Source organism: Marinomonas sp. ATLA20 (assembly GCF_057180105.1).
In genome coordinates this window covers 254,686-279,112 of the sequence record NZ_JBXUKU010000004.1, presented here as the reverse complement: position 1 = coordinate 279,112, position 24,427 = coordinate 254,686, and the positions used below count along the sequence as shown (strand labels likewise).

At 42.4% G+C, this 24,427-nt stretch carries 20 protein-coding genes; 11 read left to right on the top strand and 9 right to left on the bottom strand.

All coding sequences use genetic code 11. The annotated features are described in order from the left end of the window. Positions 1-24 precede the first annotated feature (24 nt). The 5 genes from AC2A4J_RS09310 to AC2A4J_RS09290 all read left to right on the top strand — a co-directional run bounded on the left by AC2A4J_RS09310 (position 25) and on the right by AC2A4J_RS09290 (position 4,673). Entirely contained in the window at positions 25-1,071 is a 1,047-nt protein-coding gene (locus tag AC2A4J_RS09310) for a cupin domain-containing protein (RefSeq protein WP_484175794.1), read from the top strand. Between the two features lie 30 nt (positions 1,072-1,101). Then, positions 1,102-1,800 (top strand): fumarylacetoacetate hydrolase family protein, encoded by a 699-nt coding sequence (locus tag AC2A4J_RS09305; protein ID WP_484175793.1) that lies wholly within the window; start codon positions 1,102-1,104, stop codon positions 1,798-1,800. Between the two features lie 35 nt (positions 1,801-1,835). Continuing rightward, positions 1,836-2,822: a TRAP transporter substrate-binding protein gene (locus AC2A4J_RS09300; protein WP_484175792.1), complete on the top strand. Its 987-nt coding sequence runs from the start codon at positions 1,836-1,838 to the stop codon at positions 2,820-2,822. A gap of 64 nt (positions 2,823-2,886) precedes the next feature. Continuing rightward, entirely contained in the window at positions 2,887-3,411 is a 525-nt protein-coding gene (locus AC2A4J_RS09295; protein ID WP_484175791.1) for a TRAP transporter small permease, read from the top strand. Beyond that, positions 3,405-4,673, top strand: a complete 1,269-nt coding sequence (locus AC2A4J_RS09290; RefSeq protein ID WP_484175790.1) for a TRAP transporter large permease — start codon at positions 3,405-3,407, stop codon at positions 4,671-4,673. The genes AC2A4J_RS09295 and AC2A4J_RS09290 overlap by 7 nt, the downstream gene beginning before the upstream one ends. Before the next feature lie 299 nt (positions 4,674-4,972). On the opposite strand, the gene AC2A4J_RS09285 is transcribed toward AC2A4J_RS09290, so the two are convergent. Further along, positions 4,973-5,872, bottom strand: a complete 900-nt coding sequence (locus AC2A4J_RS09285) for a LysR family transcriptional regulator (RefSeq protein ID WP_484175789.1) — start codon at positions 5,870-5,872, stop codon at positions 4,973-4,975. A gap of 120 nt (positions 5,873-5,992) precedes the next feature. Here AC2A4J_RS09285 and AC2A4J_RS09280 point away from each other — a divergent pair, with 120 nt between their 5' ends. Both AC2A4J_RS09280 and AC2A4J_RS09275 read left to right on the top strand, forming a co-directional pair. Then, on the top strand, positions 5,993-6,859 hold the full coding sequence (locus tag AC2A4J_RS09280; protein WP_484175788.1) for an MBL fold metallo-hydrolase: 867 nt from the start codon (positions 5,993-5,995) through the stop codon (positions 6,857-6,859). After that, a complete protein-coding gene (locus tag AC2A4J_RS09275) occupies positions 6,853-7,473 on the top strand; it encodes a DsbA family protein (RefSeq protein ID WP_484175787.1) in 621 nt (206 codons plus the stop codon). Before AC2A4J_RS09280 ends, AC2A4J_RS09275 begins: the two co-directional genes overlap by 7 nt. 68 nt (positions 7,474-7,541) lie before the next feature. Here AC2A4J_RS09275 and AC2A4J_RS09270 read toward each other — a convergent pair whose 3' ends face one another. From AC2A4J_RS09270 to AC2A4J_RS09250, 5 genes are all read right to left on the bottom strand, one after another. After that, positions 7,542-8,600, bottom strand: coding sequence for a lipid A deacylase LpxR family protein (locus tag AC2A4J_RS09270; RefSeq protein ID WP_484175786.1), 1,059 nt, complete (start codon positions 8,598-8,600; stop codon positions 7,542-7,544). Positions 8,601-8,831: 231 nt separating this feature from the next. Then, entirely contained in the window at positions 8,832-10,205 is a 1,374-nt protein-coding gene (locus tag AC2A4J_RS09265) for a short-chain fatty acid transporter (RefSeq protein WP_484175785.1), read from the bottom strand. A 123-nt stretch (positions 10,206-10,328) separates the two neighbouring features. After that, positions 10,329-11,504: an acetyl-CoA C-acetyltransferase gene (locus tag AC2A4J_RS09260; protein ID WP_484175784.1), complete on the bottom strand. Its 1,176-nt coding sequence runs from the start codon at positions 11,502-11,504 to the stop codon at positions 10,329-10,331. Between the two features lie 21 nt (positions 11,505-11,525). Next, positions 11,526-12,185, bottom strand: coding sequence for a CoA transferase subunit B (locus AC2A4J_RS09255; RefSeq protein WP_484175783.1), 660 nt, complete (start codon positions 12,183-12,185; stop codon positions 11,526-11,528). 17 nt (positions 12,186-12,202) lie between these two features. Next, a complete protein-coding gene (locus AC2A4J_RS09250; RefSeq protein WP_484175782.1) occupies positions 12,203-12,907 on the bottom strand; it encodes a CoA transferase subunit A in 705 nt (234 codons plus the stop codon). 126 nt (positions 12,908-13,033) lie between these two features. On the opposite strand from AC2A4J_RS09250, the gene AC2A4J_RS09245 reads away from it, so the two are divergent. Further along, complete coding sequence (locus AC2A4J_RS09245; protein WP_484175781.1) at positions 13,034-13,945, top strand: LysR family transcriptional regulator; 912 nt, start codon at positions 13,034-13,036, stop codon at positions 13,943-13,945. 112 nt (positions 13,946-14,057) lie between these two features. Here the strand turns inward: AC2A4J_RS09245 and AC2A4J_RS09240 are convergent, their stop codons facing one another. Together AC2A4J_RS09240 and AC2A4J_RS09235 are read right to left on the bottom strand one after the other, a co-directional pair. Continuing rightward, a complete protein-coding gene (locus tag AC2A4J_RS09240) occupies positions 14,058-16,748 on the bottom strand; it encodes a glycoside hydrolase family 2 protein (protein WP_484175780.1) in 2,691 nt (896 codons plus the stop codon). Positions 16,749-17,245: 497 nt separating this feature from the next. After that, positions 17,246-18,151: a LysR family transcriptional regulator gene (locus AC2A4J_RS09235; protein ID WP_484175779.1), complete on the bottom strand. Its 906-nt coding sequence runs from the start codon at positions 18,149-18,151 to the stop codon at positions 17,246-17,248. Between the two features lie 509 nt (positions 18,152-18,660). On the opposite strand from AC2A4J_RS09235, the gene AC2A4J_RS09230 reads away from it, so the two are divergent. From AC2A4J_RS09230 to AC2A4J_RS09220, 3 genes are all read left to right on the top strand, one after another. Further along, positions 18,661-19,956, top strand: coding sequence for a hypothetical protein (locus tag AC2A4J_RS09230; protein ID WP_484175778.1), 1,296 nt, complete (start codon positions 18,661-18,663; stop codon positions 19,954-19,956). A 35-nt stretch (positions 19,957-19,991) separates the two neighbouring features. Then, a complete protein-coding gene (locus AC2A4J_RS09225) occupies positions 19,992-22,256 on the top strand; it encodes a glycoside hydrolase family 3 protein (RefSeq protein ID WP_484175777.1) in 2,265 nt (754 codons plus the stop codon). Positions 22,257-22,503: 247 nt separating this feature from the next. Next, a complete protein-coding gene (locus AC2A4J_RS09220; RefSeq protein WP_484175776.1) occupies positions 22,504-23,289 on the top strand; it encodes a cyclase family protein in 786 nt (261 codons plus the stop codon). An 89-nt stretch (positions 23,290-23,378) separates the two neighbouring features. On the opposite strand, the gene AC2A4J_RS09215 is transcribed toward AC2A4J_RS09220, so the two are convergent. After that, a complete protein-coding gene (locus tag AC2A4J_RS09215; protein WP_484175775.1) occupies positions 23,379-24,374 on the bottom strand; it encodes a fumarylacetoacetate hydrolase family protein in 996 nt (331 codons plus the stop codon). Positions 24,375-24,427 lie beyond the last annotated feature (53 nt).

Below are 24,427 nucleotides of genomic sequence, written 5' to 3'. Positions count from 1 at the left end.
CATACAAATTCCGAGGATAATAATATGAATAAACTGGGAACACTTGAAGACCTTCCACCTAAATATCGAGATGCTCTTACCGAGCGTAACCTAGTACCACTATGGCCAGCAATGCGCTCTGTACTTCCGCATAAAGTACCTAACCGCAATACTGACGCCATGAATTGGAAATACCTTGACGTACGTCCTCTGCTGATAGAAGCAGGTCAATTAACACCAATAGAAAAAGCTGAACGCCGTGTCCTAATATTAGCCAACCCTGGACATGGCCTACACAATTTACAAGCAACACCAAATATCTATCTGGGCATGCAACTAATACTTCCAGGTGAAACAGCACCAAATCACCGCCACACTCCGAATGCTGTACGCATTATTGTTGAAGGCCAAGGCGCATTTACCACTGTAGATGGCGAGCCCTGCAAAATGGAGAGAGGTGACTTAATATTAACTCCTGCAGGGAAGTGGCATGAGCATCATCATAAAGGTCAAGACCCCATTGTTTGGTTAGACGTGCTCGATTTGCCCTTGCTGTATCGAATGGACAGCTCTTGGGCGGTAGAAGGCCCTTTACAAGAAACTGCTCGTACTAGAGATAAATCTTACGCTGACTACAACTCATCTGGGGTTGTGCCCAATATTAACTTTGAGCGCGGCAGTAAGAATACTCCGCAGTTACGCTATCCTTGGAAAAAAACTCGATCCTGCTTAGAACAGATGGCTTTAGACTACACTGAAGGATTACTGCGTATCAGTTACGTCAATCCTGAAAACGGCCGTAGCTTATTTCCAAGCATTGGTTTTGGCGCAATTATGTTACGCCCAGGTGACAAACAAAAGCTTCCAAAACGAACAACACCAGTAATATTCCATATTATTGAAGGTGAAGGATCTCTTGCCGTACTTGGACATTCCTCAACCGATGGAAGCCCAATTCCATTTAGTAGTAAAGATACTCTCAGCGCACCTGGCTATACCAATATTACTCTAACCAATACCTCCAAAACTGAACCCGTATTCCTTATTACAGCCGATGAAGAACCACTTCACCAATACTTAGGTATTTTCTAAAAATTCATTATCAATTAAGAGAGATTATAAATGAGCAACAATCTAATATTCCCTACAAAACCAACAATCACAACTGAAATATTCGGTAGCGATAAACGCTTCCCTGTTAATCGTATTTTTTGTGTAGGTCGAAATTATCTAGCGCATGCAACCGAAATGGGAGTTGCCGTCGATAAAACGACACAAGAACCATTCTATTTTATGAAAGATACTTGCAACCTAATTGCATCAGGATCAACCATTAAGTATCCACCGATGACTGATAACTATCATTATGAAATGGAGTTTGTTGTTGCGATTGGTAAAGATGGGTACCAAGTTACTGAAGAAAATGCCGATGACATTATTTTTGGATATGCATGTGGCTTAGATATGACACGTCGAGACCTGCAACTAAAAGCACGTGAAACAGGTCGCCCTTGGGATCTAGGCAAAAATTTTGAAGAGTCTGCCGTCATTTCTCCTATTCACCCTAAAGAACAAGTTGGTGTTATATCAGAAGGAAAAATAGAGCTTCGCGTAGGCAAAGAAAATAAGCAGTCTTCAGACTTGAATTTATTAATTTGGAATGTCAAAGAGCTCATTGCACACCTTTCTAAATTCTATCACCTACAACCAGGCGATTTGATCTATACAGGCACACCAGAAGGCGTAGGCCCTGTTGTGTCAGGAGATAAAATTCAGGGATCTATCGAGAAAATCGGGACTATTGAATTAAGTATCGTTTAGAAATTCTATTTATCAGAAAAAAAGAGGGCAAAAAAATGACAATAAAGCTCAATATATTTCTCAAAAAACTAACGACCACAGCTCTAATTGGTGCAGCAAGTCTATACACCTTTAATGCGCAAGCTGACACTCTTCGAATGGGTATGGTTACTCCACCATCACACATCTGGAATAAAGTCTCCGAGCGCTTTAAAGACAATATGGCAGAAGCGACAGAAGGAAGCACGCGCGTAAGAATTTTCCCGCTTGGAAAACTAGGCGGTGAGCAACAAATGATCGACCTTTTGCAGTCTGGTGGCATACAAATGGCCGTGTTAACTGCTGGGGCGCTATCAAATCGTGAAGACTCTATTTCAGCTTGGTTTATTCCCGGGATGTTTGATAATGTCGAAGACGCTGCGATTGCTACTCAAAGTATAGAAGCGGAGAACATGCTGAATAAGTTGGAAAAACATAAACTAATTGGCTTAGGATACACTCTCGCAGGTATGCGTCATGTACTGTCCTTAAGCACAATGGATTCGCTAGATTCTTTTACTAATAAAAAGATCCGTTCCTTTCCAAATAAAGTATTTAACGACTGGTGGAATGCTTTAGATGCAGCACCAACGGCAATGCCGCTTTCTGAAGTCACTCCAGCACTTAATACTAATCTATTAGATGCAGTTGATGTGGATTTAGATGTTGTTGTGGGTATGAAAATGTACCAAAACGCACCTTACCTAACATTGACCAATCATATGGCGTTTCCTGGAATAGTCGTAGCCTCTAAACCTTGGTGGGACAACCTAACAGAAAGCGAACAAAAAAGAGTGATGTCATCATTCAAAGACGCTGAAAAGTGGGGGTTTAAGCAACAAGCAGCAGCCGAAATAACAAACTTAGAGAAGCTAAAAAAAGCGGGAGTAAACGTGGTGAATTTCGACACCAGTTCGCTAAAACCAGTAATGGAAAAAATAGTGCAAAAGTACACTCAAAGCAATTCTAGTATTAAAGCATTCTACGAAGAAAATAAACAATAAAAACCTGACCAAATTAAACGGCTTCTTCGTATGAAGCTAGCCGTTTAATTCTACTGAGGAAAGTATGGCCAACTTACTAGAACAACTCAACCGCTGCTTGGGAGCAACCGAGCGCGTATTAATGGTACTACTAACATCAGGGCTAATCGGTATCCTTTGTGCTCAGGTAGTTTTGCGCTACTTTTTCAATAGCCCTTTATTCTGGGCTGAAGACGTTGCTGTTCAACTTTTGATCATCATTTCCTTTATCGGTACCAGCTATTTAATCTATTTAAACAAACTGGTCCGTGTTGATTTGTTAGTTCTAAGTTTACCTGCTAATTATCGTAATTGGTTGCTTCGCGTCTTAAACCTCTTGGCTTTAACTACTTTAGGCTTTCTTTGTTACGTGGCTACTGATTGGATTATGCGCCCTGAGATTCGTAGTGATGTCTCGCCGACCACTCAAATTCCACGTTGGTATAATTACTCAATTTTGGTTTTCTCATTTTATTGCATGACATTTCATCAACTAATTAAAGTCATATCTCCCGAAAAGGATGAGAATAACCACCAACCCACTGCAGAAAAGGCAGACAAATCATGCTAACGCTCAGTCTATTTTTGATAACTTTATTAATCGGTCTACCAATATTTATTACCTTAATATTCAGTACGCTGGTCTTTCTATATGAAACAGACCTGATAACACTGACTAGTTCATTACCAATCCAACTTTATGGTGCCCTAAGTCAAAATGGTTTATTAGCGATTCCGTTGTTTATATTAGTTGGTGAACTGATGAATAAAGGAGGCTTAACGCGTCGACTAATGAATTCTGCTGATTTATTTGTAGGTGGGTTTCGTGGTGGCCTGGCCTATGTAAACTTAATAACCAATGCCATGGCTGCGTCTATTTTAGGTTCTGCAACGGCCCAAATCTCTGTAATGAGCAGCTTGATGATTCCATCAATGGTAGATAAAGGATACAAAAAAGAGTTTTCTGCTGCGGTAACCATGGCTGGTGGTCTACTAGGCCCAATAATTCCACCTTCAATGCTCATGATTATCTATGGCGTGATAGCTTATCAGCCAATAGCAGATCTATTCATAGCAGGTATATTACCGGGACTACTTATTATTGTGATGTTTGCTGCCGTTATTTTTCTCACTGGGATTATTACAGGCTTACCAAAAGGCCAATCTATCAAAAATAAAAATATTGCCAGGGATTTAATAGGAGGCCTATTACCCAGCTCAATTCCGGTAGTCGTTATTGTATGCATTATTACAGGTGTAATGACTCCGACTGAAGCTGGCGCCATCGCATCGTTAATGGCATTTTTAATCGGTGCGCTGGTTTACAAATCTATCAAGTTCTCAGACCTTGCAGGGATTTTTACCAGTGTCTCATGCAATACCGCGATCATTACAGGGCTAATCGCAGTAGCAAGTGTGTTTGGCTGGGCTCTCGCTTTTGAGGGAATACCTGATATGTTAGTAGACTGGATATCAGGACTTACTAACTCACCTTTTCTTTTCTTGATGTTGGTATACTGCCTAGTAATCATTCTAGGTATGTTTCTAGAAAGTATCGCGGTTATGATTGTACTCGTACCTATTATTTTGCCTGCAGCCATCTCATTCGGTATAGACCCGATTCACTTTGGCGTGATGATAAGTCTTGCAACTTTAATTGGACTGGTAACACCTCCAGTTGGTCCTGGACTTTACATCGCGATGGCTGTAGCAGATCTACCTATGATGCGACTATTTAGGGCTATGATGCCTTTTTTAATTGCGATGCTAATAAGTATGATCATCATCGCAGCTGTACCGGCTCTTTCCACTTGGCTTCCAACACTTACTTAAAGCCATACTCTGTCATTAAGTACGCATATAAAAACGAATCATCCAATGCTCCTAAACAAAAGATGATTCGTTTTCAAACCTACTTATTAAGTAGTCAATGTAATAAGTGAGCAGACATGCTCTCAATAAGTTTAAACATTTCAACTTAATGAGAGCATAGAATAAGCATATGTTTTACTCCTTTCAGCTTCTCCCCAACCTTCTTCGCGATCTTAGCAAGCGCTTCCCTTTCGGAGCGAGCAAAGGCGATGCGTTTGAGCAGTTAGTTAGTTTCCTTATCCGTGTTATTGAGTACATCGCTACCAAGGATGCTCGGCAAAGTAACGCTCTAAATGATCAATCAGGGCTCGAACATTGGGTGATAAATGTTTTCGAGAAGAATAAAGCGCGTAGATAATCAGGTCTTTGGGTTTCCAGTCAGGCAAGACATGGCACAAGCTACCATCGTTAATGTAGCGATTCGCTAAATAAGTAGGCTGAAGACAAACCCCCATTCCATTCAATGTAGTATGCAAAAGTGCTGTGGCTTCATTGATGCTTAAACGACAATCCAAAGAGACAGATTCAAATTGGTCATGCTGAGATAGGTGCCAAATATGGCGTACTAGATTTTTATAGCCCAAGCAATCGTGATGAATTAGGTCTTGCGGATGCTGGATCTCGCCTATCGTATGTCGTACTTTTTCAAGATACGCAGGAGACGCTACCAGCACGGATTCACACACGGCAATGGGTTTGCCGATTAACGATGGATCCGGATTCGAAGCAATGCGTATAGCAAGGTCGATGCTTTTCTCTGTTAAATCTGCAGCGCTGTCTTCTAGATCGATATCAATATGAACTTTGGGATGTTTCTGCATGAAGTCTTGAATGGCTGGCATCAGTTGAGAAAAACCAAACGACATGCTGGATGTGATTCGCACCAAACCTGACAACTCATCACTGGTATTCACCAAGGAAATAATATTATCAGCTTGCTCCAACCACTGTTCCACGTCTTTTAAACAGGCTTCACCTGCGCTAGTAAGTGATATTTTCCGTGTCGTTCGATGCAACAAACGAATCTTTAACCAATCTTCCATGGCTTCTATATAACGCGTCACCATGGGGCGCGACATATTTAAACGCTCTGCCGTGCGGGAAAAACTCCGCGATTGGGCAACATCGATAAAAACTTTCGCTGCTATCACTCTATCCATAACCTACCTTTCACTTGCACGATAAAAGAAACAATCATGTTCATTTTTGTGTATTTTTCCGAGCACGTCAATTCTCTATGATGGCCACATGAATTACACAATCACTCTTTGGAGATAAAGATGAAAAAACTGATTACCTTCGTTGCTTCTGCACTTATCGCTCATTCTGCAGTTGCAGCAGACACAAAACCGTTAATGTTAGATGTATATAATGCAGATGCTAATAGCTTTAATGTGACCTCTACTTTGGTATATGGTGAAACGGAAGCTATGCTTATCGATACTGGTTTTACCAAAGCTGATGCATTGCGTATTGCGGCCAAAGTGCTCGATTCCAATAAAGAGCTAAAAACTATTTTCATTAGCCAAGCAGACCCTGATTATTACTTTGGTGCCGAGACACTGCACACCATTTTCCCAAAAGCCGACATTATCACGACTCCTGCAGTTAAAAAGGTCATTGAAGAAAAGCTGGCGGGGAAATTAGCTTTTTGGGGACCAAAAATGGGCAACAACGCACCAGTCAATCCAGTTATTCCAACGGCTTACGATAAACCTACTTTGATGGTAGACGGCCATACTATTGATATTCGTGGCACTGAAGGTGCATTTGCACATCGCCCTTACCTTTGGATTCCAGAGAATAAAGCTATTTTAGGCAACGTAGCGGTATACGGAAACATGCATCTATGGATGGCAGATGCGCAATCTGATGCCGCTCAAGCCGCCTGGACTGCCCAATTAGAAGAAATGTTGGCATTAAAACCAAAGGTTGTTATTCCTGGTCACATGGCACTAGGTACAGAACTTGATTCAAGTACGATTTCAAACTCGCTGAATTACATCACAGCCTTTCAGAAAGCGAAGAAAGAGACCAAAAACAGTGCTGAACTTATTAAAGCCATGTCAGCAAAATATCCAGATGCTCAAGGTGCTTTAAGCTTAGATATCGCAGCTAAAGTCCATAAAGGTGAAATGTCATGGTAAAAGTTCATTACTTCTTCGACCCTATGTGTGGCTGGTGTTACGGGGCATCATCTCTGATCAGTGTGTTGGCCGACATGCCGGAATTTGAGATCATTTATCACCCTGGTGGCATGATTCCGAAACGGGCAATTGATCCTTCGTTTAGGCAGCATATTTTGCAAGCAGATGGTCAAATCGCGGCCATGACAAAAGTACACTTTGGCGATGTATATAAAGCAAGAGTGGCGGGTGCAGGCGATTTTATCGTGGATTCTTACTCGACAACTCGTGCCTTTCTTGTTGGTCAAGAAATGGGCATCGAAGCACATGTCATGCTCGCCGCCATTCAAAAAGCGCACTATCAAGATGGTAAGCATCTAGACGAGTTAGATGCCTTAGCAGAACTGGCTGTATCTATGGGATTAGATAAAGCTACTTGGAACGAAAAAATGGCCGACTCTGAAGCGAGCATGCTGAATCAAGTGGAGGAAAGTCATCGCTTGATGGGGAAATTAAGAATCAGTGGCTATCCAACCATGATTATTGAAAGAAATGACCAGTTAACTTGGTTAGAACACAGCAAGTACTATGGCAGAACCGCTGAGTGGGAACGCTATTTAGCTGAATTAGCTTAAACCTAAAGAGCCTTCTCTGAATCAACAGAGAAGGCTCTTTTTATAATCAATCAACAAATCGCTTCTCTTTAAATCTGCCAAGCAAAAGTCATTGTTCCGTAGCGAGTAAAACGATCAATTTCTCTATCATGTTTATCGCCATTAATAGTGAATGGTGAGTTAATGGCAAAGGCAATGGCAATGTCATCCCATGCATAGCTCACACCGGTGGATAATACGCTTGAATTGTGGTCATAATCGATAGACCGACTATTTCGGAAGGTATTACCGTCTGTAAAAATTTGGTTAAAAGTATAGCCCACTTTGACACCTGCGTAGACAAACCAACCATTACCTATTGCCGTTGGGTTGGACATGCGATTCTCGGCTAATAACGTGGTGGCATATGAACTTTCTAGATTACGCCCATAGCGAAACATAACACCTGTACTCGTCGCACTTTTCAGTGTCCCTGCACTCACATCAAAACCGGTTAGTACGTCCATGGTGTCTGCTTCAGAAACCCATGAGCGCCATACTCGGCTTCTGGATAATTCAAACACCAACTCATTATGAAGCTGAGTATTCCAGCCTTTTGGGTCTTGGGCGCTAATTACTTTATGGACGGCTTTCTGGGTTTCTTTACCTAACGCCCATGGCCCGACAATACCAATAGTCGTACTCACACGATCGGCATGATCATCACGTGTCGTGATATAAGTATTATTGATACTAATCATTGCAGAATATGGGAATGAGCCTTGGGGAGGATTTGCTAACGTTAGATCTTCAGCTGTGTTTAAGGTTTGGCCAACACTATAAACATTTGCCGAGGTCTTTACTGGAGCATCTGACATAGTCCACATTAGCGGCTTGACCCAGAAGTCTGGCCAGTGTGAATCATTACCAGACTCATTGACGTCATAAAAGGTTACATACAGACCGTTAGTATAGCCATTATCTTCATTGACAAAAAAATCATTATCTAAGGTTGCAGACACCCAACTCTCATTGGCATACGCAGACACTCCAAACAGGAGAGACAAGCTAATTAAAGAATATTTAACTAGATTCAGGCTACTTTCAACGACTTCGCCTTTACCTCTAACCACTCCTTTTTGATCGTCTCCGTCTATTCCCTGTCGCATAAGAACTCCCCCCGCCTACGTACGCACATTGTGTCTTCAAATTATTAAGTTAGTAAGTATTATAAAGAGAAATTATGCTGGAGAGGACGACTAAGAGTTATAACTTTAAGGAAATAAGCGGTAGGATTACATATAATTTTCAAGAATATTTCACTATGTGCACTAAATAGGAAAACAGGGCGAACTTGGCTAAAACCTTTAAGCCGTGACCGCCCTGTTTGGCGTTCTAGATTAGAAAATCAAAAAACCTAACGAAATAATTACACCAGAGCCGATCAAAGCCATCAAGCAATAGCCCATCACATCTTTTGCACCAAGACCTGCAATGGCCAGTGCTGGCAACGCCCAAAATGGTTGAATCATATTTGTCCATGCATCACCCCAAGCAATCGCCATGGCGGTTTTAGCCGCATCCACACCCAATGCAGCACCTGCTGGCATCATTATTGGCGCTTGTACCGCCCATTGACCGCCACCAGAAGGCACAAAGAAGTTAACAATACCCGCGCTCAAAAAGGTGAATAAAGGGAAAGTCGTTTCATTAGAAATAGACACAAACGCCTGTGAAATCACACCAGCCAAAGACGCACCAGAATCTCCCGTTGCTGTCATCATGCCCATAATCCCTGCGTAGAATGGGAATTGCAGCAAAATACCAGAACAGTTACGTGCTCCTTGAGAAACCGAGTTCAACAAACTTTTTGGTGTTCCATGAAGCAAAACAGCGGAAAACAAGAAGGTAAAATTCACTATATTCAGGTTCAATGCGAAACCGTTATTCACAAAATAGTAAATCACGTAAGCAAAGCCCATCACACCTAACAGCACGGATAAAACACGACTGTTTTCAAGGCGCTCAGCTGGTGTCATGTCTGCTTTATTTGGCGTCTCGACGTTTTGCTCTTTTAACAATTCTGCATCAATCGTAACCGTATCCTGTGGTGCGGGGTGCATCAAACGATTTAATAACGGGATAGTGACAAACATCACAGCCAAAATGGTTAAGTTCATCGTTGAGAAAATTGTCTCAGAGGTTGGAATCGCAGCGGTCACGGCGCCATTCGTGACCTTTTCTATATTCGCACCGCCCGCAATAGACAGAGGAATAGAGCCAGACAGTCCAGCGTGCCAGAACAAAAAGCCACTATAAGCAGAAGCTATTAATAAACGGTAATCGACACCTTGAACACGAGCCGCAATTTCTTTGGCGAAGATCGCTCCCACCACCAAACCGAATCCCCAGTTAACCCAGCACGCCATCGCACTGATAGCCGTTACTAAGATAATCGCTTGCCCAGGTGTTTTCGCAACGTCTGCTAACATAGCTAGCTTGCGTTTAAATGCGGGCGCACTCGCCATCGCATGGCCAGTTACAACCACCATCGCCATTTGCATAGAGAAGCTAAGTAAGTTCCAAAAACCACCTGCCCACGCATTAACTACCTGCATTGGCCCTTGATCAGTACTCGGCATAACCAATAAAAACACGGCAAACGTTAAAACTATGGCGAAAATAAAAGGATCAGGAAGGTAACGCTGTAACAAGGTAACGAAGAATTGACTTACTTTTTGTAAACCCGTTTGCTTTTGTTCGAGAGTATTCATCAGTTTTATCCTGTTTTTTTATATTTTTTATTGGACGACAAAAGCAAAAACAGAAAAGAATAGATCCTTTTCTGCTAACTCACTTTATTACGTTTATTTATTCGTTCTTTTTAATATGACTTATTAGCGAGACACCAACATGGCAACGCCCATGCCGCCTCCAATACACAAGGTCGCTAAGCCTTTTTTAAGATCTTGACGTTGCATTTCATGAAGCAATGTCACCAAAATTCGGCAACCAGACGCTCCAATCGGATGTCCCAAGGCAACCGCACCACCGTTTACATTTACCTTGCCTGCATCTAAGCCAAGCTCTTTATTCACACAAAGTGCCTGCACAGCAAAAGCTTCGTTCGCTTCGATAAGATCCAGATCAGCTACTTGCCACTTAGCTTTGTTAAGTACTTTTTGTGTCGCAGCAATCGGTCCAGTCCCCATAATTTCAGGATCAACACCCGCGCCGCTTGCCGCTTCAATGACGGCTAAAATCGGCAAGCCCAAACGTTTGGCTTCCACATCCGATGTCACAATCACCATGGCCGCACCATCATTCAAGGTAGATGCATTACCAGCAGTGACAGTGCCCTCTTTTGCAAAGGCAGGACGTAACTTGGTTAGGGACTCTGCGGTGGTATCCGGACGAATTTGCTCATCGGCATCGACGAGAATAAGATCACCTTTACGCTGAGGAATGGAGATCGGCAAAATTTCTTCAATAAAACGCCCTGCAGCTTGCGCTTCGGCCGCTTTTTGCTGAGAGCTTGCAGCAAAGGCATCTTGCTCTGCACGGCTAATATCCCAACGATTGGCAATATTTTCCGCTGTTTGTCCCATGTGGTAATCATTAAACGCATCCCACAGACCATCGGTCACCATGGAGTCCAACAACTCCCAGTTGCCCATTTTTTTGCCTGATCGGCTATTGGGTAATACGTGAGCTGCTTGACTCATGCTTTCTTGCCCGCCGGCAACCACCATATTGGCATCACCATTCAGTACAGCTTGTGCTGCCAGTTGCACGGCTTTCAAGCCAGAGCCGCAGACTTTATTAATCGTCATGGAAGACACATGTTTTGGTAGCCCTGCATGAACAGCGGTTTGGCGAGCGGGGTTTTGCCCACAGCCTGCGGCCAGAACTTGACCTAAAATCACTTCTTCAATGTGATCTTTCAAAATAGGTTGTTTGGCTAGCATGCCAGACAATAGTTGAGTACCTAATTGCACAGCACTCAGCGAAGATAAAGCGCCGTTAAAAGAACCAATCGGTGTTCTGGCAGCTGCAACGATGACGGCTTTCATAAGAAACCCCTTTAATTGTTATTAAGCAAATGCCATTTCTGGCACATGATCCGGCACGATAAGTTTACCCTGTGTTTTTTCAATAATTTCTTCTACCGAAACACCCGGTGCTCTTTCTTTTAACACAAAAGCACCCTCTTCAATTTCTAGCCAAGCTAAATCTGTCAGGACTTTTTTGATACAACCTTTGCCAGTTAATGGAAGGGAACAATTAGACAAGAGTTTAGATTCACCATCTTTGGAAGCATGAGTCATTGTGACGATAATGTTCTCGGCACCTGCCACTAAATCCATCGCACCGCCCATGCCTTTAATCAGCTTTTTGGGGATCATCCAAGATGCAATATTGCCATTCACATCGACCTCAAAAGCACCCAATACGGTCAAATCCACATGGCCACCTCGGATCATGGCAAACGATTCTGCCGAGGAAAAAATCGACGCACCTTTGACTGTGGTCACCGTTTGTTTGCCGGCGTTTATCATATCGGCATCAATGGTTGCTTCCGTAGGAAACTCCCCCATGCCCAGCAAGCCATTCTCAGACTGCAACATGACTTCCATGCCTTTTGGAATGTAATTGGCGACTAAGGTAGGAATGCCAATGCCAAGATTGACGTAAAATCCGTCTTGTAGCTCTTGAGCAACACGTTGTGCCATTTGCTCTCTAGTAAGTGACATATTAGAACCTCTTTTTCTTATTCTGTTGACTTGACCGTTCTTTTTTCGATGCGTTTTTCGAATGTTCCAAGAACAACTCGATTAACATAAATGCCTGGGGTATGAATTTGTGCGGGGTCAAGCTCGCCGACTTCAACGATCTCTTCGACTTCTACAACGGTAATTTTGCCGGCGGTTGCGGCCAAAGGATTGAAGTTCTGTGCAGTGTGGCGATAAATAACATTGCCGTAACGGTCTGCTTTCCAGCCTTTTACAATAGCGAAGTCGCCGACGATAGACTCTTCTAGTAAGTACTCTCTGCCATTAAACTCTTTGGTTTCCTTGCCTTCCGCAACAGGCGTACCGACACCAGTAGCGGTGTAAAAAGCGGGGATTCCAGCACCACCAGCACGCATTTTTTCAGCCAGCGTACCTTGTGGAGTGAGCTCAACTTCTAATTCGCCATTCAATAATTGCTTTTCGAACAAGGCATTTTCGCCCACATAAGACGACACCATTTTGCGCACCTGCTTGTCTTCCAGCAGAATGCCCAAGCCAAAACCATCAACACCGCAGTTATTCGACACAACAGTTAAACCTTTTGTGCCTTTGCGTTTAATTTCAGCAATCAAGTTTTCTGGGATACCACACAGACCAAAACCACCTGCAAGCACCGTCATATTATCTTCTAGCCCGATCATGGCTTCTTCATAAGAAGCGACGACTTTGTCAAAACCGGCCATTTTATTCTCCTGTTTTTTATTCTTAATTTCCCTTCAGTTTGACCCAAGCAGATAAATTAATTAAATTTGTTTTTTCTATTTATTAATAAATTTTTCAAAACAATAATCCTATAGAAGTATTCTTAAATGAACGTCAAACAAGTTCGAGCTTTTCTCGCTGTCGCCGAGTCCATGAGTTTTGCCAGCGCAGCGACGCAATTACACTTATCACAACCGGCCCTAAGCTTGTCAATTAAAAGCCTAGAAGACAATTTGGGTGGGAAATTATTCACTCGTACGACACGTCATATCGCCTTAACTCCAGAAGGCGAAGCTCTAGTGTCTATAGCGAGACGATTGTTGGCCCAATGGGAAAATGCCGAAGACGAGATGAAACAACGCTTTGCCTTACAACTTGGCAAAATTACTATCGCCTCTATGCCTTCTTTTGCAGCGTCATTATTGCCAAAAGCGATTCGTAATTATCATGCATCGTACCCCAATATTCAGGTCGCCATAGATGATGTCTTATCTGATGTGGTGGTGGAAATGGTGCGTAACAACCAAGTGGAATTAGGCATCTCCTTCGAACCCAGCAATCTTGTGGATTTGTCTTTCTATCCCCTTTATGAAGACAGGTTCATCGCGATTTTACCGAAGAATCACCCTTTAGAAGAACAAGACACTATTTCTTGGCAAGCACTTCTGGAATACGATTTCATCACCTTGCAGCGCCCTTCCAGTGTTCGAACCATGATTGAAAGTACGCTCCATAAGGCAGGCATAGAACTCAATGTAGCGTTTGATGCTCACCAACTTGCCACTGTGGGCCGCATGGTTAGCGAAGGCATGGGCGTCGCTGTTGTCCCTGCGTTGTGCCGACAACAAGCCATAGAACAAGGGGCCACCTGCCGACCAGTCATAGAACCGGAAATTCGCCGACGCGTCGGCGTGATTTGCCAACCAAGGTCACACCTATCTATTGCTGCCGCTGCGATGCTTGATGTCTTGATAGAGTCTTATCATTCAATCGACATAGGAGAAGCAAAGCCAAGATAAGCCCGTCGTTTTTCTTTGGTCGTTTGTTCATTCAGAGGATAAAAGCACAAAAGCCGAGACATTGTGACGACAATGCCTCGGTGTTTTTGCATTCTATTGTTCTACATAAACATTAGATTGGCGTAACTTCGATAGCCGATACAAATGCATCTCCTTGAACTGGGGCAAACTTAAGATTTAACCGCCCGTCTACCACTTCAACTTCAGCAGTGTGGTACTCAGCGGTTGGGTTCGCAGCAGATTCTACGGTTGACGCATCTACTTCAACAATTTTGTTTCCATTTGCTTCAACAACAAAGCGCGATGTTGCTGCATCCGAAGGAGCAACCGTCAGCAAGACGACTTTATAGCGACCGTTGCTTAGTGGCAATTCATAATGAAAACGCCCTCGACGGTAATTCGCTGCCAAATCACGATCTCGTGTTTGATTAATCTCAGGCTTCACTGGCGGTCGCCCCCAGCCACCTAATTTATCAAATGATGCCGCCTTACCACCAATAAAAAAGTTATCTGAGCCAAAAGCATGTTCTTGTGTTGATGCTGCAACTAACGCACCAGCATCAATAAAGTAGCTGTTGCTCTGGCTCTCATTTAAATGCCAATGGGTTTCATCCTGAACCGATGATTGTTTGCCAACACCTTTAGCAACCACTGTATTATCACCAGCCTTAAGGCTGACATTTGGCCACACGCAAATCTTTAATGAGCAATCAGTTTTAACTCCCAAAGACTTACCATTCAACCACAATTCGGTACGATCAAGGTTGGAGTAAACTTTAACGTCGGACACCTGATAGCGACGCTGTACGTATCGGCTTGAGGTTACATGCACCATCGGTTTAGTCGCCCAATTGGCTTGATAAAAGTAGTAAGCGTCTTTCTTTATCGCTCTATCGTAGGTAATCAAGCCTTTAGTATTAATATCGTGTGAATCGCCTTCTGTTCGCACCGTGGTAGCAAAATCAAACGCATTCCAGATCCAGCTTGCAAACAGGTAGGACTTACTTTCGATATCACGCCAATTCTCCTCATGCACATAAGACATGTATTCTTCAGGTTGATTGTGACCTCGGGAGTCGACCGGAGCACCTAAGTAATTATCTGTATGCAAAGACACTGCGCCACCTGCACCATACTCACTCACCGACATAGGTACTTTTGGATATTGCGCATGTAAGGAATCTAGGTGTGCCCCAAGATCATCAGCATCCCCATAATACCAGCCATAATAGCGATTAAGTCCTACAGTATCCGCCACTGGTGATGTTTTAGGAATGTCGATGTCTTTGACTTCCTCCCTGGCTTCACAGCAATTAGCAAGCGTTGAGGCTCGACTAGGGTCTAGCTGTTTTACCATGTCCGCCAAGGACTGCAAAACAGGAATAGGATCCGGAGTATTGCCACGAGTAGCCCCCAGAAAAGCAGGAACAACCACACCAAAGTCTACTTCATTCGCCACGCCCCAAAAGGCTACTGATGGATGATTGTAATTTTGTTTGATCATTTCTTTTAACTGCAATTCTGCATTTCGAATCAGTCCATCATTCGCAACTTGATACTTTTCACCATATGTCCAACTTGTTACTAAGGGAATTTCATCCCACAAAATCAATCCATATTTGTCAGCTAAATCGTGCACCGGTTGACCATGAGGGTAGTGAGCAAGGCGCATTGTATTCGCCCCCATTTCCACCAGTAAATCCACATCCTGTTTAACATCCTCTGGCGCCACTGCCCAGCCAAGCCCCTCTTTATCTTGGTGATAAGAGACGCCTTTTAAGCGCAAAGGCTTACCATTGAGGATAAAACCCTCATCTGGCGAAACGACAAAAGTACGCAGCCCATAATTTTGCTCCAAGGTATCAAGAAGCTTATTGTTTGATCCTACAATGTCTGTTCGTAACGTATATAAATATGGGTTTTCTAGCCCTTGCCATAAGATAGGATTAGTAACGACTAATTTCTGCTCTATCGTCACCAATGCTTTAGATTCAATTGAAAATGCTTGCTCAGCCTTAGCCACTATTTTTCCCTTGGCATCTACAAGCTGGGAGATCATTTGTACATTTTTAGACTGATTAGTGTCATTTCTTACACGACCGCTCACCGTTACGCGCGCCTTTTTCGACTCACTTAAATCCGTAGTCGCATAGACACCGGAACCACCATAATCCAACATATCAAAATGCATTGAATCGGTGAACACTAGTCGAACAGGGCGATAAAGGCCACCATGCACAAAGAAGTCACCTGCAATAGGCAAGGTATCTGCCGTCGATGACTCCCCTGTCGGTTTAGTATTATCTGTTTTGACAACAAGTATATTGGGCTGACCTACCAGAATGGCCTGAGTCGCATCAAAACGAAAACGCGTAAAACCGCCACGATGTTGCCCAAGACGCACACCATTCAGCCACACTTCAGCTACTCGGCTTGCTGCATCAAACTCTATCCATGTTTGCTGTTTTTTATTTGTAGGGGAAACATTGAAATTTAGTCGATACCAACCTATGCCATATTGCTTGTTGGTATTATTTTCAGTATTGATGTGAGGCGTCGTGTCATTTTGATAATAACCTACATTGTTCCAAGTATGTGGAACACTAACTGTTTGCCATACACTATCGTTATAATCAGCCTGCAAGATTGGCTCTACTGCTTCATCTCCTTTTTCAGAAAAAAGAAATTTCCACCCCTTGCCCAATTTTAATTGTTCACGAGGAGATTCAGCCAAGGTATTTATTGACAAAGTAGACAATACAACAGACAAGACGATTCGATTAATTATTTTTATAATTCTCATATCATTATCTCATTCGAAAATTAGATTAAAAATTTATAAACCTGATAAGGCTTTTGCCCCATAATAGTGCTGTTATTTTTAAGATAAAAAATAACAGCACTATTATAAATAATTTATTTAGAAAGACTTTAAAACGGAATTCTATTAGCACTTACTTTCTAAAATATAAATAAAACAGGGTGAGAAAATATATATAAAAAAACATTTTTTCCATTATTTTTTCTAAAATTGATGTGACAACCTTGAGAAAAAACCATAAAACAATCTGTTCATCCCATCCACCCCATCTATCTTTCCATGCTAATGTATTTTTAATATGGATACATATCGAATAAATTAATACCATGTATTACTGATACTGAATCATCAGAACGACGTCATCCAGTGTTAAGAAGAAAGTGGAAATATTTCATCTGTATAAGCCGTCTCTTCGTTAGACTGCACCCTCCCATTTTCTCGACAATCTCTGCATCGCACATCAGCTATAGTCGATCAGTTTAAAGCCGACTAACCGCTTCTTTAAATACTTCCCGTAACCAAATAATACCAAGATCAGCATTCTGATATTTGTGCCATTGCATGCTTTCACACAACGTGGGCAAGGCTACAGGAGTAGCGAAGGACTTTAAGGGCATCCCTTGTGTAATGGATTTATCGATCAACCGCCTCTGTAAAGTGGCGATTAAATTAGTACCAATGATTAAATTTGGAATGCAGGAGAAACTAAATGTCCGCACATCAACCCGACGTGAAATACCTTGTGATTCATAAGCATGAGTTTCAAAAGATGGATTGGAATTAGGCGGTTGCATACAAATATGCCCCGCCGACATAAAGCTCTCCAGCGTCATCTGATCTTTACCCAGATCACTTTGATCCCAAACCACACAAGCAAATTCATCGGTGATTAAAGGCTCACTAAGGTGAAAATCGGAACAAAAAATATCTGGCATGATCAGCAAATCCGCCTCACCACGATCCAGCTCTTTCTTTGGATCACTCACCTGAGGCAAAAAGTTCAACTTCACTGTACAACCTTGCGCTTGAGTCATCTCTATCACATAAGGAATAAGCGTATGAAGCATGTAATCTGATACGCAGATACGAAACTCTCGGTCTGAAGTAGTTGGATCAAAACCCGGCTTGAGCATTATAGAGGCGTCTATTTTTACCAAGATGTCACGAATTGGCTGCTCTAATTGCTCTGCTAAAGGGCTTAACGTCATTCTTCGCCCCGTTTGAATTAACAGATCATCGTTAAAATATCGACGCAATCGAGACAATGAGCTACTCATAGCCGATTGACTTAGGTGTAACTCTTCGGCTGCTAGACTCACATTCTGATTACGGATCAGAGCATCTAACGCCACCAATAAATTCAGATCAAGTTTTCGAAAATGCATTGTTTTTATTCTCTTTTTCGTACTAAAAAGCGCCAACAAGGTGTGACATAACACTCCTTGCCTTTTAATCTGCCTTGTATTTATCACAATGGTCAAATCGATACCATAGATACTTAATAGAAATATTATTCATTTAAAGAATATATTTTTTTTCACTACCATGATTTTCATCAGATGTGATGACTTGCTTAACCGTCAAATTTATGAGCAGCCAAGCAATCTAGTTGAACCACGATAAAAATAATAATCTGGAGTGAATATGATAAATCTACTTTTCCGCCAATGGCAAAAACGCCAACCATTCTATACAAGCACACCAACAACCCAAGCCAGTATCTCGACTTAGCGAATGCTGATTAATGCAGCATTAATCTAAACGAAACAGCCCCACAAACCGCTACTGTCACAGTGAACATAAAGCATCAATTTGCTGCTTTATTGAACTAAATTTATGTGGGTACTCTGTTTTAAAAAAACGCAAAAATATAAAAATAATAAGAGAGAAACCTATGAAAAAAACAGCTATCGCATTATGTATTTTATCGCCTATCACTTGTGTTAACGCCAATGCCATCGATTTTTTAACAGAAAGTGATCATAAGATTGGTCTTATAAATTTTTATGATAATGTCCAAAGTGGACGTTACGATAAAACTGGAAATTCAGATATATTAAACTGGGTACAATCTGCTTCGTATAATTTTGATTCAGTGTATGTGGATGACCACTATGGTTTTAATATAGGCTTACTTGCTGTTGAGCCGATTGACTATGGTGATATATTTTTCGCCAAAAGTATTGCTCAGGTGAAAGTAAACGATAAAGGTAAAAGGAGCGCTGAAGGTTTTAACAAAATCACTGAAGTATTTCTAAAACAAAAGTTCACAACAGATGACAATATTAATGTCAATTTTTATGAAGGTCTTCGTGTACTTAATAATTTTGGCGCGGTATCACGTGAAGGTAGTGTTACTTCTAGTGCCTATTATGGTATTACAACAGAGGTAGATTCAGAGAATTGGAATTTCAAAGCAGGTTATTTAACAGAGTACAGCTCACCTAATGACTCAGATACAGAAGAGTTACTAACAAAAAGCAATAAACCAATAGATTTCATCTATACCGTAGCAGCTGATTACAACAACGATGGTCAATCTTTCCAGTACTACATCGGTGAAGGCCAAGACTACTTAAGAAGTCAGTCCTTTAGTTACAGTAAAAAGCTGACAGGAAAAAAAGTCTCAGCAAAACTAGTTTATGTCGATGCACTATCCAAATACAAAGCCCTATCTGATCGAAATCGTTTCTTCGATGACAATGCCTATATCGCAGAAATAAAGACTGATTTCTTTTTATCCTCTGGTATTTTCTCCCTCGGTTACGCTTACGTATCGGCGAAAAGAGACAGCAGCTTAGGCCGATTTGAAAACAGCCTTTCAAATAATTCATATGGTGAAGACAGCAATCTCGCGAGTGGCTTAAGTAAAGACTTTTATAACGATCAAGAAAACGTGATATTAATGAGTTACTTCCATCGATACAGTCAAGAAGTAAAGCTGGGGATGATCGCTCGTTATGGTTTCAACTTCGAATATGAAGGGCAAGATTTATACGAGTATGAATTTGGTGGGGCGATTTTCTATACCCCCACCGCAGTTCCTGGACTTGAACTCAGTCTTAAAGGTGGACCAAATTCCTCTTTCCGTCGCGGCAGAAGCGACAATACACCTTACCTAGATAGTAATGGAAAAACGAGCAACTTTGATGGAACAACAGTCATGGCCAAAGTAAGCTACGAATTCTAAAATTCTTTATATTGCATGATTAAAATGAGAATAATATGGCTAAAAAAACAATAAGATCTGTGGAGCGTTTGTTGACCCTAAGCAGTGCTATTGCACTACTGGCAGGCTGCAGCGCCAGCCCTCAAGGCAATTTCACTGAAGACGTTACAACCAAGCAAGCCAACTTGGTAAGCAAAATAAAACCAATATTATCTATTGATGGCTTATCATTTAAAGATCTCAATCAAAACGGTCAACTTGACCCATATGAAGATTGGCGTCTACCAACTCCGCTTCGTGTAGACAACCTAGTTAAGCAAATGACGCTACAAGAAAAAGCTGGTTTAATGTTGATTGATACGCTCAACAGCGGCTGTGAAGGCTTGCCACAGGATACGGCGCAACATTACATAAAAAACCAAAATATGCGTCGTTTCATTTTCCGTAACGTGGTCACTAATGACACTCGATGCGGACCCGATCGAGGCATTTTTGCAGGCTCATCACTCACGCCTGCAGAATCCGCTCATTATATGAACCAAATCCAAGAAATGGCGGAAAATAGCCGTTTGGGTATCCCTGTCTTACAGAAGTCCAATGCACGAAACCATTTCGATAAAGATCCGAAAGTCGGCATTAACGAAGCAGCAGGCGCCTTTACCCAGTTCCCAAAAGAACCAGGTTTAGCCGCCGCCGTGTTGGGTGAAGAAGCCCTTCACCCAGGACAAGGTATGGAAGTAATCAAAACCTTTTCAGAGGTTATAGGAAGCGAATGGCGCTCCATTGGCTTGCGCGGTATGTATGGCTACATGGCAGACCTTGGCACTGAACCTCGCTGGCACCGTTTCCACGAAACCTTCACTGAAAATGCCGACCTAGATGCAAGCATCATGACCGGATTGGTAAAAGGTCTACAAGGTGGGCCGGTCAATCCAGATACGAATATTGCCCTTACGCTTAAGCATTTTCCCGGAGGTGGGCCGCAAGAAATGGGACTTGATCCCCACTATTCCTTTGGTAAAAATCAAGTCTACCCGGCTGGTCAATTTGAACAACACCTTAAGCCCTTTCAAGCAGCGATTGATGCCGGTGTTTCTTCCATCATGCCTTACTACGGCGTCCCAATTGACGTTACCCATAATGGTGTGAAGTACGAGCAATTGGGCTCATCTTTCTCTAAACAAATTGTTACCGACTTGTTGCGTGGCGAAATGGGCTTTAAAGGCTATGTGAATACCGACACCGGAATCGTCGATGCCAGAGCATGGGGACTGGAAGACAAAACCGTTCCAGAACGCGTCGCACAATCTATCCAAACCGGAGCTGATACTATTTCAGGCTTCCACGATGCGAAAACCATTACCGACTTGGTCGATCAAAAGCTACTGACAGAAGCGCGTATCAATGAATCCGCAAAACGTCTGTTATCGCCTATGTTTGACTTAGGCCTATTTGAGAACCCTTATGTGAATGACGGTACGGCTGAGCACATCATTGGCAATGAAAGCCATCAGAAAAAAGCCATGGACATTATGCAAAAGTCCATTGTCTTATTGCAAAACAAGACCCAAGCGGACAATACAAAAGTGCTACCGCTTAAACAAGGTGCTCACCTTTATGTCATAGGAATGGCACCAAAAGACATTGCGCCCTACGGCTATAAAATTGTGAATGGTGAACCAACTGACAAGAATGGCAAAGCCTTACCAAGACCCAGTGCAAAAGGCAGTGACTATGCACTAATAAGAGTCGAAGTAAAAAACGCCAGCCCGCTGTTGCGTAGCTATCGCACAAAAGATGCTGCGACAGGCAATAACCCAAAACATATCAATCCATTAACGAATAAAACATGGGGGTCAGAAGACCCATGCAATATGTTTCCACAGGTTAACCGCTTATGTGTTGATGATATGTTTGGACTAGGGTTGATATTTGGGGGGGCCGTGCCATGGGAAGTCAACAACCTTTCCTTTACTAGCATGGCGGCGTCGGAGTCATGGAAAATCTCGCCTTCTCTAGAGGAAATTCAAGCCGTAATGAACGAAGTCGGTGCTGAAAACACCATTCTTAACATTTATTTCCGTAACCCTTATGTGCTTGATGAGGCAAGTAGCTTGAAAAACGCTGGTGCTATTTTGGCTGGTTTTGGAGTCAACAACAAAGCGCTCATGGACGTTATTTCTGGACGCTTTGCGCCACAAGGCAAAATGCCTTTTGCTCTTCCGAACAGCTTAAAAGCTGTCATTGACAATGCACCAGACGCACCTGGATATCCAAAAGAAGACACCTTATTTGATTACAACTTTGGCTTAACTTACTAAGTAAAACATAGACTAATCAAGATACTTCACTAAAGGATTACACTAAAAATGGCGCTTTAGTATCAGCGCCATTTTTCTTTCTTCCGACCATTCCAATAGTGCCTTCTGGGATTTAAACAAACAAAAGTCAAGTTGATATCATCAACAGGTCATGTGGTTATTATCAACTTAAACTGAATCTTTCTTTTCTCTATGATTGATTCGACTGCCATGTATAAAAGGCACAATAATAAAAAGAGGTAACTAAATGAAACCATCCCAAACAAGACGAATTGTCGATTTGTCCGTCGCCCTAGATAACAACCCATACACAGATCCACCGCCACTTTTACCTAAAATAGATTACACAGATCATCAAGAAGGCTGGCCTGAAATGGCAAGTATGTTCCCAGGCTTAAACAAAGAAGACATGCCAGGAAACGAAGCGTGGGCCGTCGAAAAAATGGTCATGAGCGCGCACAACGGAACACACATGGATGCACCTTGGCACTACGCATCTACCACTGACGGCGGTAAACCTGCCTACGGTATAGATGAATTGCCATTAGATTGGTGCTTGCAGCCGGGTGTAAAACTGGACTTTCGTAACTTCCCTGATGGTCACATTATTACGGCAGCAGAAGTAGAAGCCGAGCTAAAACGTATTAACCATACACTTGAGCCTTTGGATATTGTGTTGGTAAATACTCGCGCTGGTAGCATTTATGGCGAGCCTGGCTATTTGGAAGCTGGCGTAGGCATGGGACGAGAAGCAACCATGTATTTGTTAGAGCGCGGTGTTCGAGTTGTCGGAACCGATGCGTGGAGTTGGGACGCACCATTCAAATACACTCGAGAAAAATTCGCTGAATCTGGTGATGCTTCTATTATATGGGAGGGCCATAAAGCAGGACGTGATATTGGTTACGGACAAATGGAAAAGCTTTCCAACTTAGAAAGCCTACCAGCTGATGGTTTTATGGTGTCTTGCTTCCCCTATAAGATCAAAAATGGTTCCGCTGGCTTTATTCGTGCCGTCGCTATTTTTGATTAACTGACTTACTTACTTAGAAAATAAAAGGCGATTTATGCAGATAAATCGCCTTTTCTTTCTTCTTTCACTTTCCGCTACATTGACTTGTATTATTGAGATTTCACTAAATTAGCCACTACTTTTTGTTCAATGACACCAAACGGCCCTACACTACCATCATCAAACATCGCTTCCATTCGCATCCTGTCACCAAACTTCATAAACTGAGTTTGGATTTCACCAAGATCGATTTTTTCAATGACTCGACGTTCAGCAATGCAAGCAGAACCGGCATCTCGAGACTTGTTAGAAACTGTTCCTGAGCCCAAGATACAACCAGCGGTTAATTTACGACTTCGAGCAGCATGCGCCATTAACTCAGGAAACGAAAAATTCATTTCACTACCGTGTGGCTCACCAAAACGCTGGCCATTCCACGTAACATGCAAAGACATATTCACTCTACCGTTTTTCCATGCCTCCCCTAATTCATCCGGTGTGACAGCCACAGGTGCAAAGCTGGAAGACGGTTTCGCCTGCAAAAAGCCAAAGCCAGAATTCATTTCGCGAGGACCAAGAGCACGCAGACTCCAATCGTTAATCTGCACAATAAGACGAATGGCTTTGACAGCTTCTTCAACAGAAGCCGACATAGGCACTTCCGTCATCACAACGCCAAACTCCCCTTCAAAGTCGATGCCATCGGCTTCTTTGGGCATAGGAATATCGACTGCAGGACCTTGAAAATCATCGCTAGCGCCTTGGTACATAACGGGAATAGTTTCCGCATCAGCGATTGGATCAGTATTAAAGGCTTCTTCCATCAGCTTACCGTGGTTTAAAAAAGCAGACGCGTCCAACCATTGAGGACTTCTTGGTAATGGCGCACAACAACGACTTGGAACAAAATCAAACGCATCTTGTCGTTTTCCAGCATTAAGCTGCTCATATAAAGCCTGTAACTCAGACTCATTTTTGTGCCAATTCTGTACCGCTGATAATAAATTAGGCGCAATCGCGCTAGCATCCACTGCTTTGCTCAAATCTTTTGATACCACCACTAAATGGCCATCTAATGTCCCATTAGGTAAGGTTGCGAACTTCATGAGATTACTCCTTAAACGGATTATCTGTTTTATGTTGAGTCGATATAACGAAA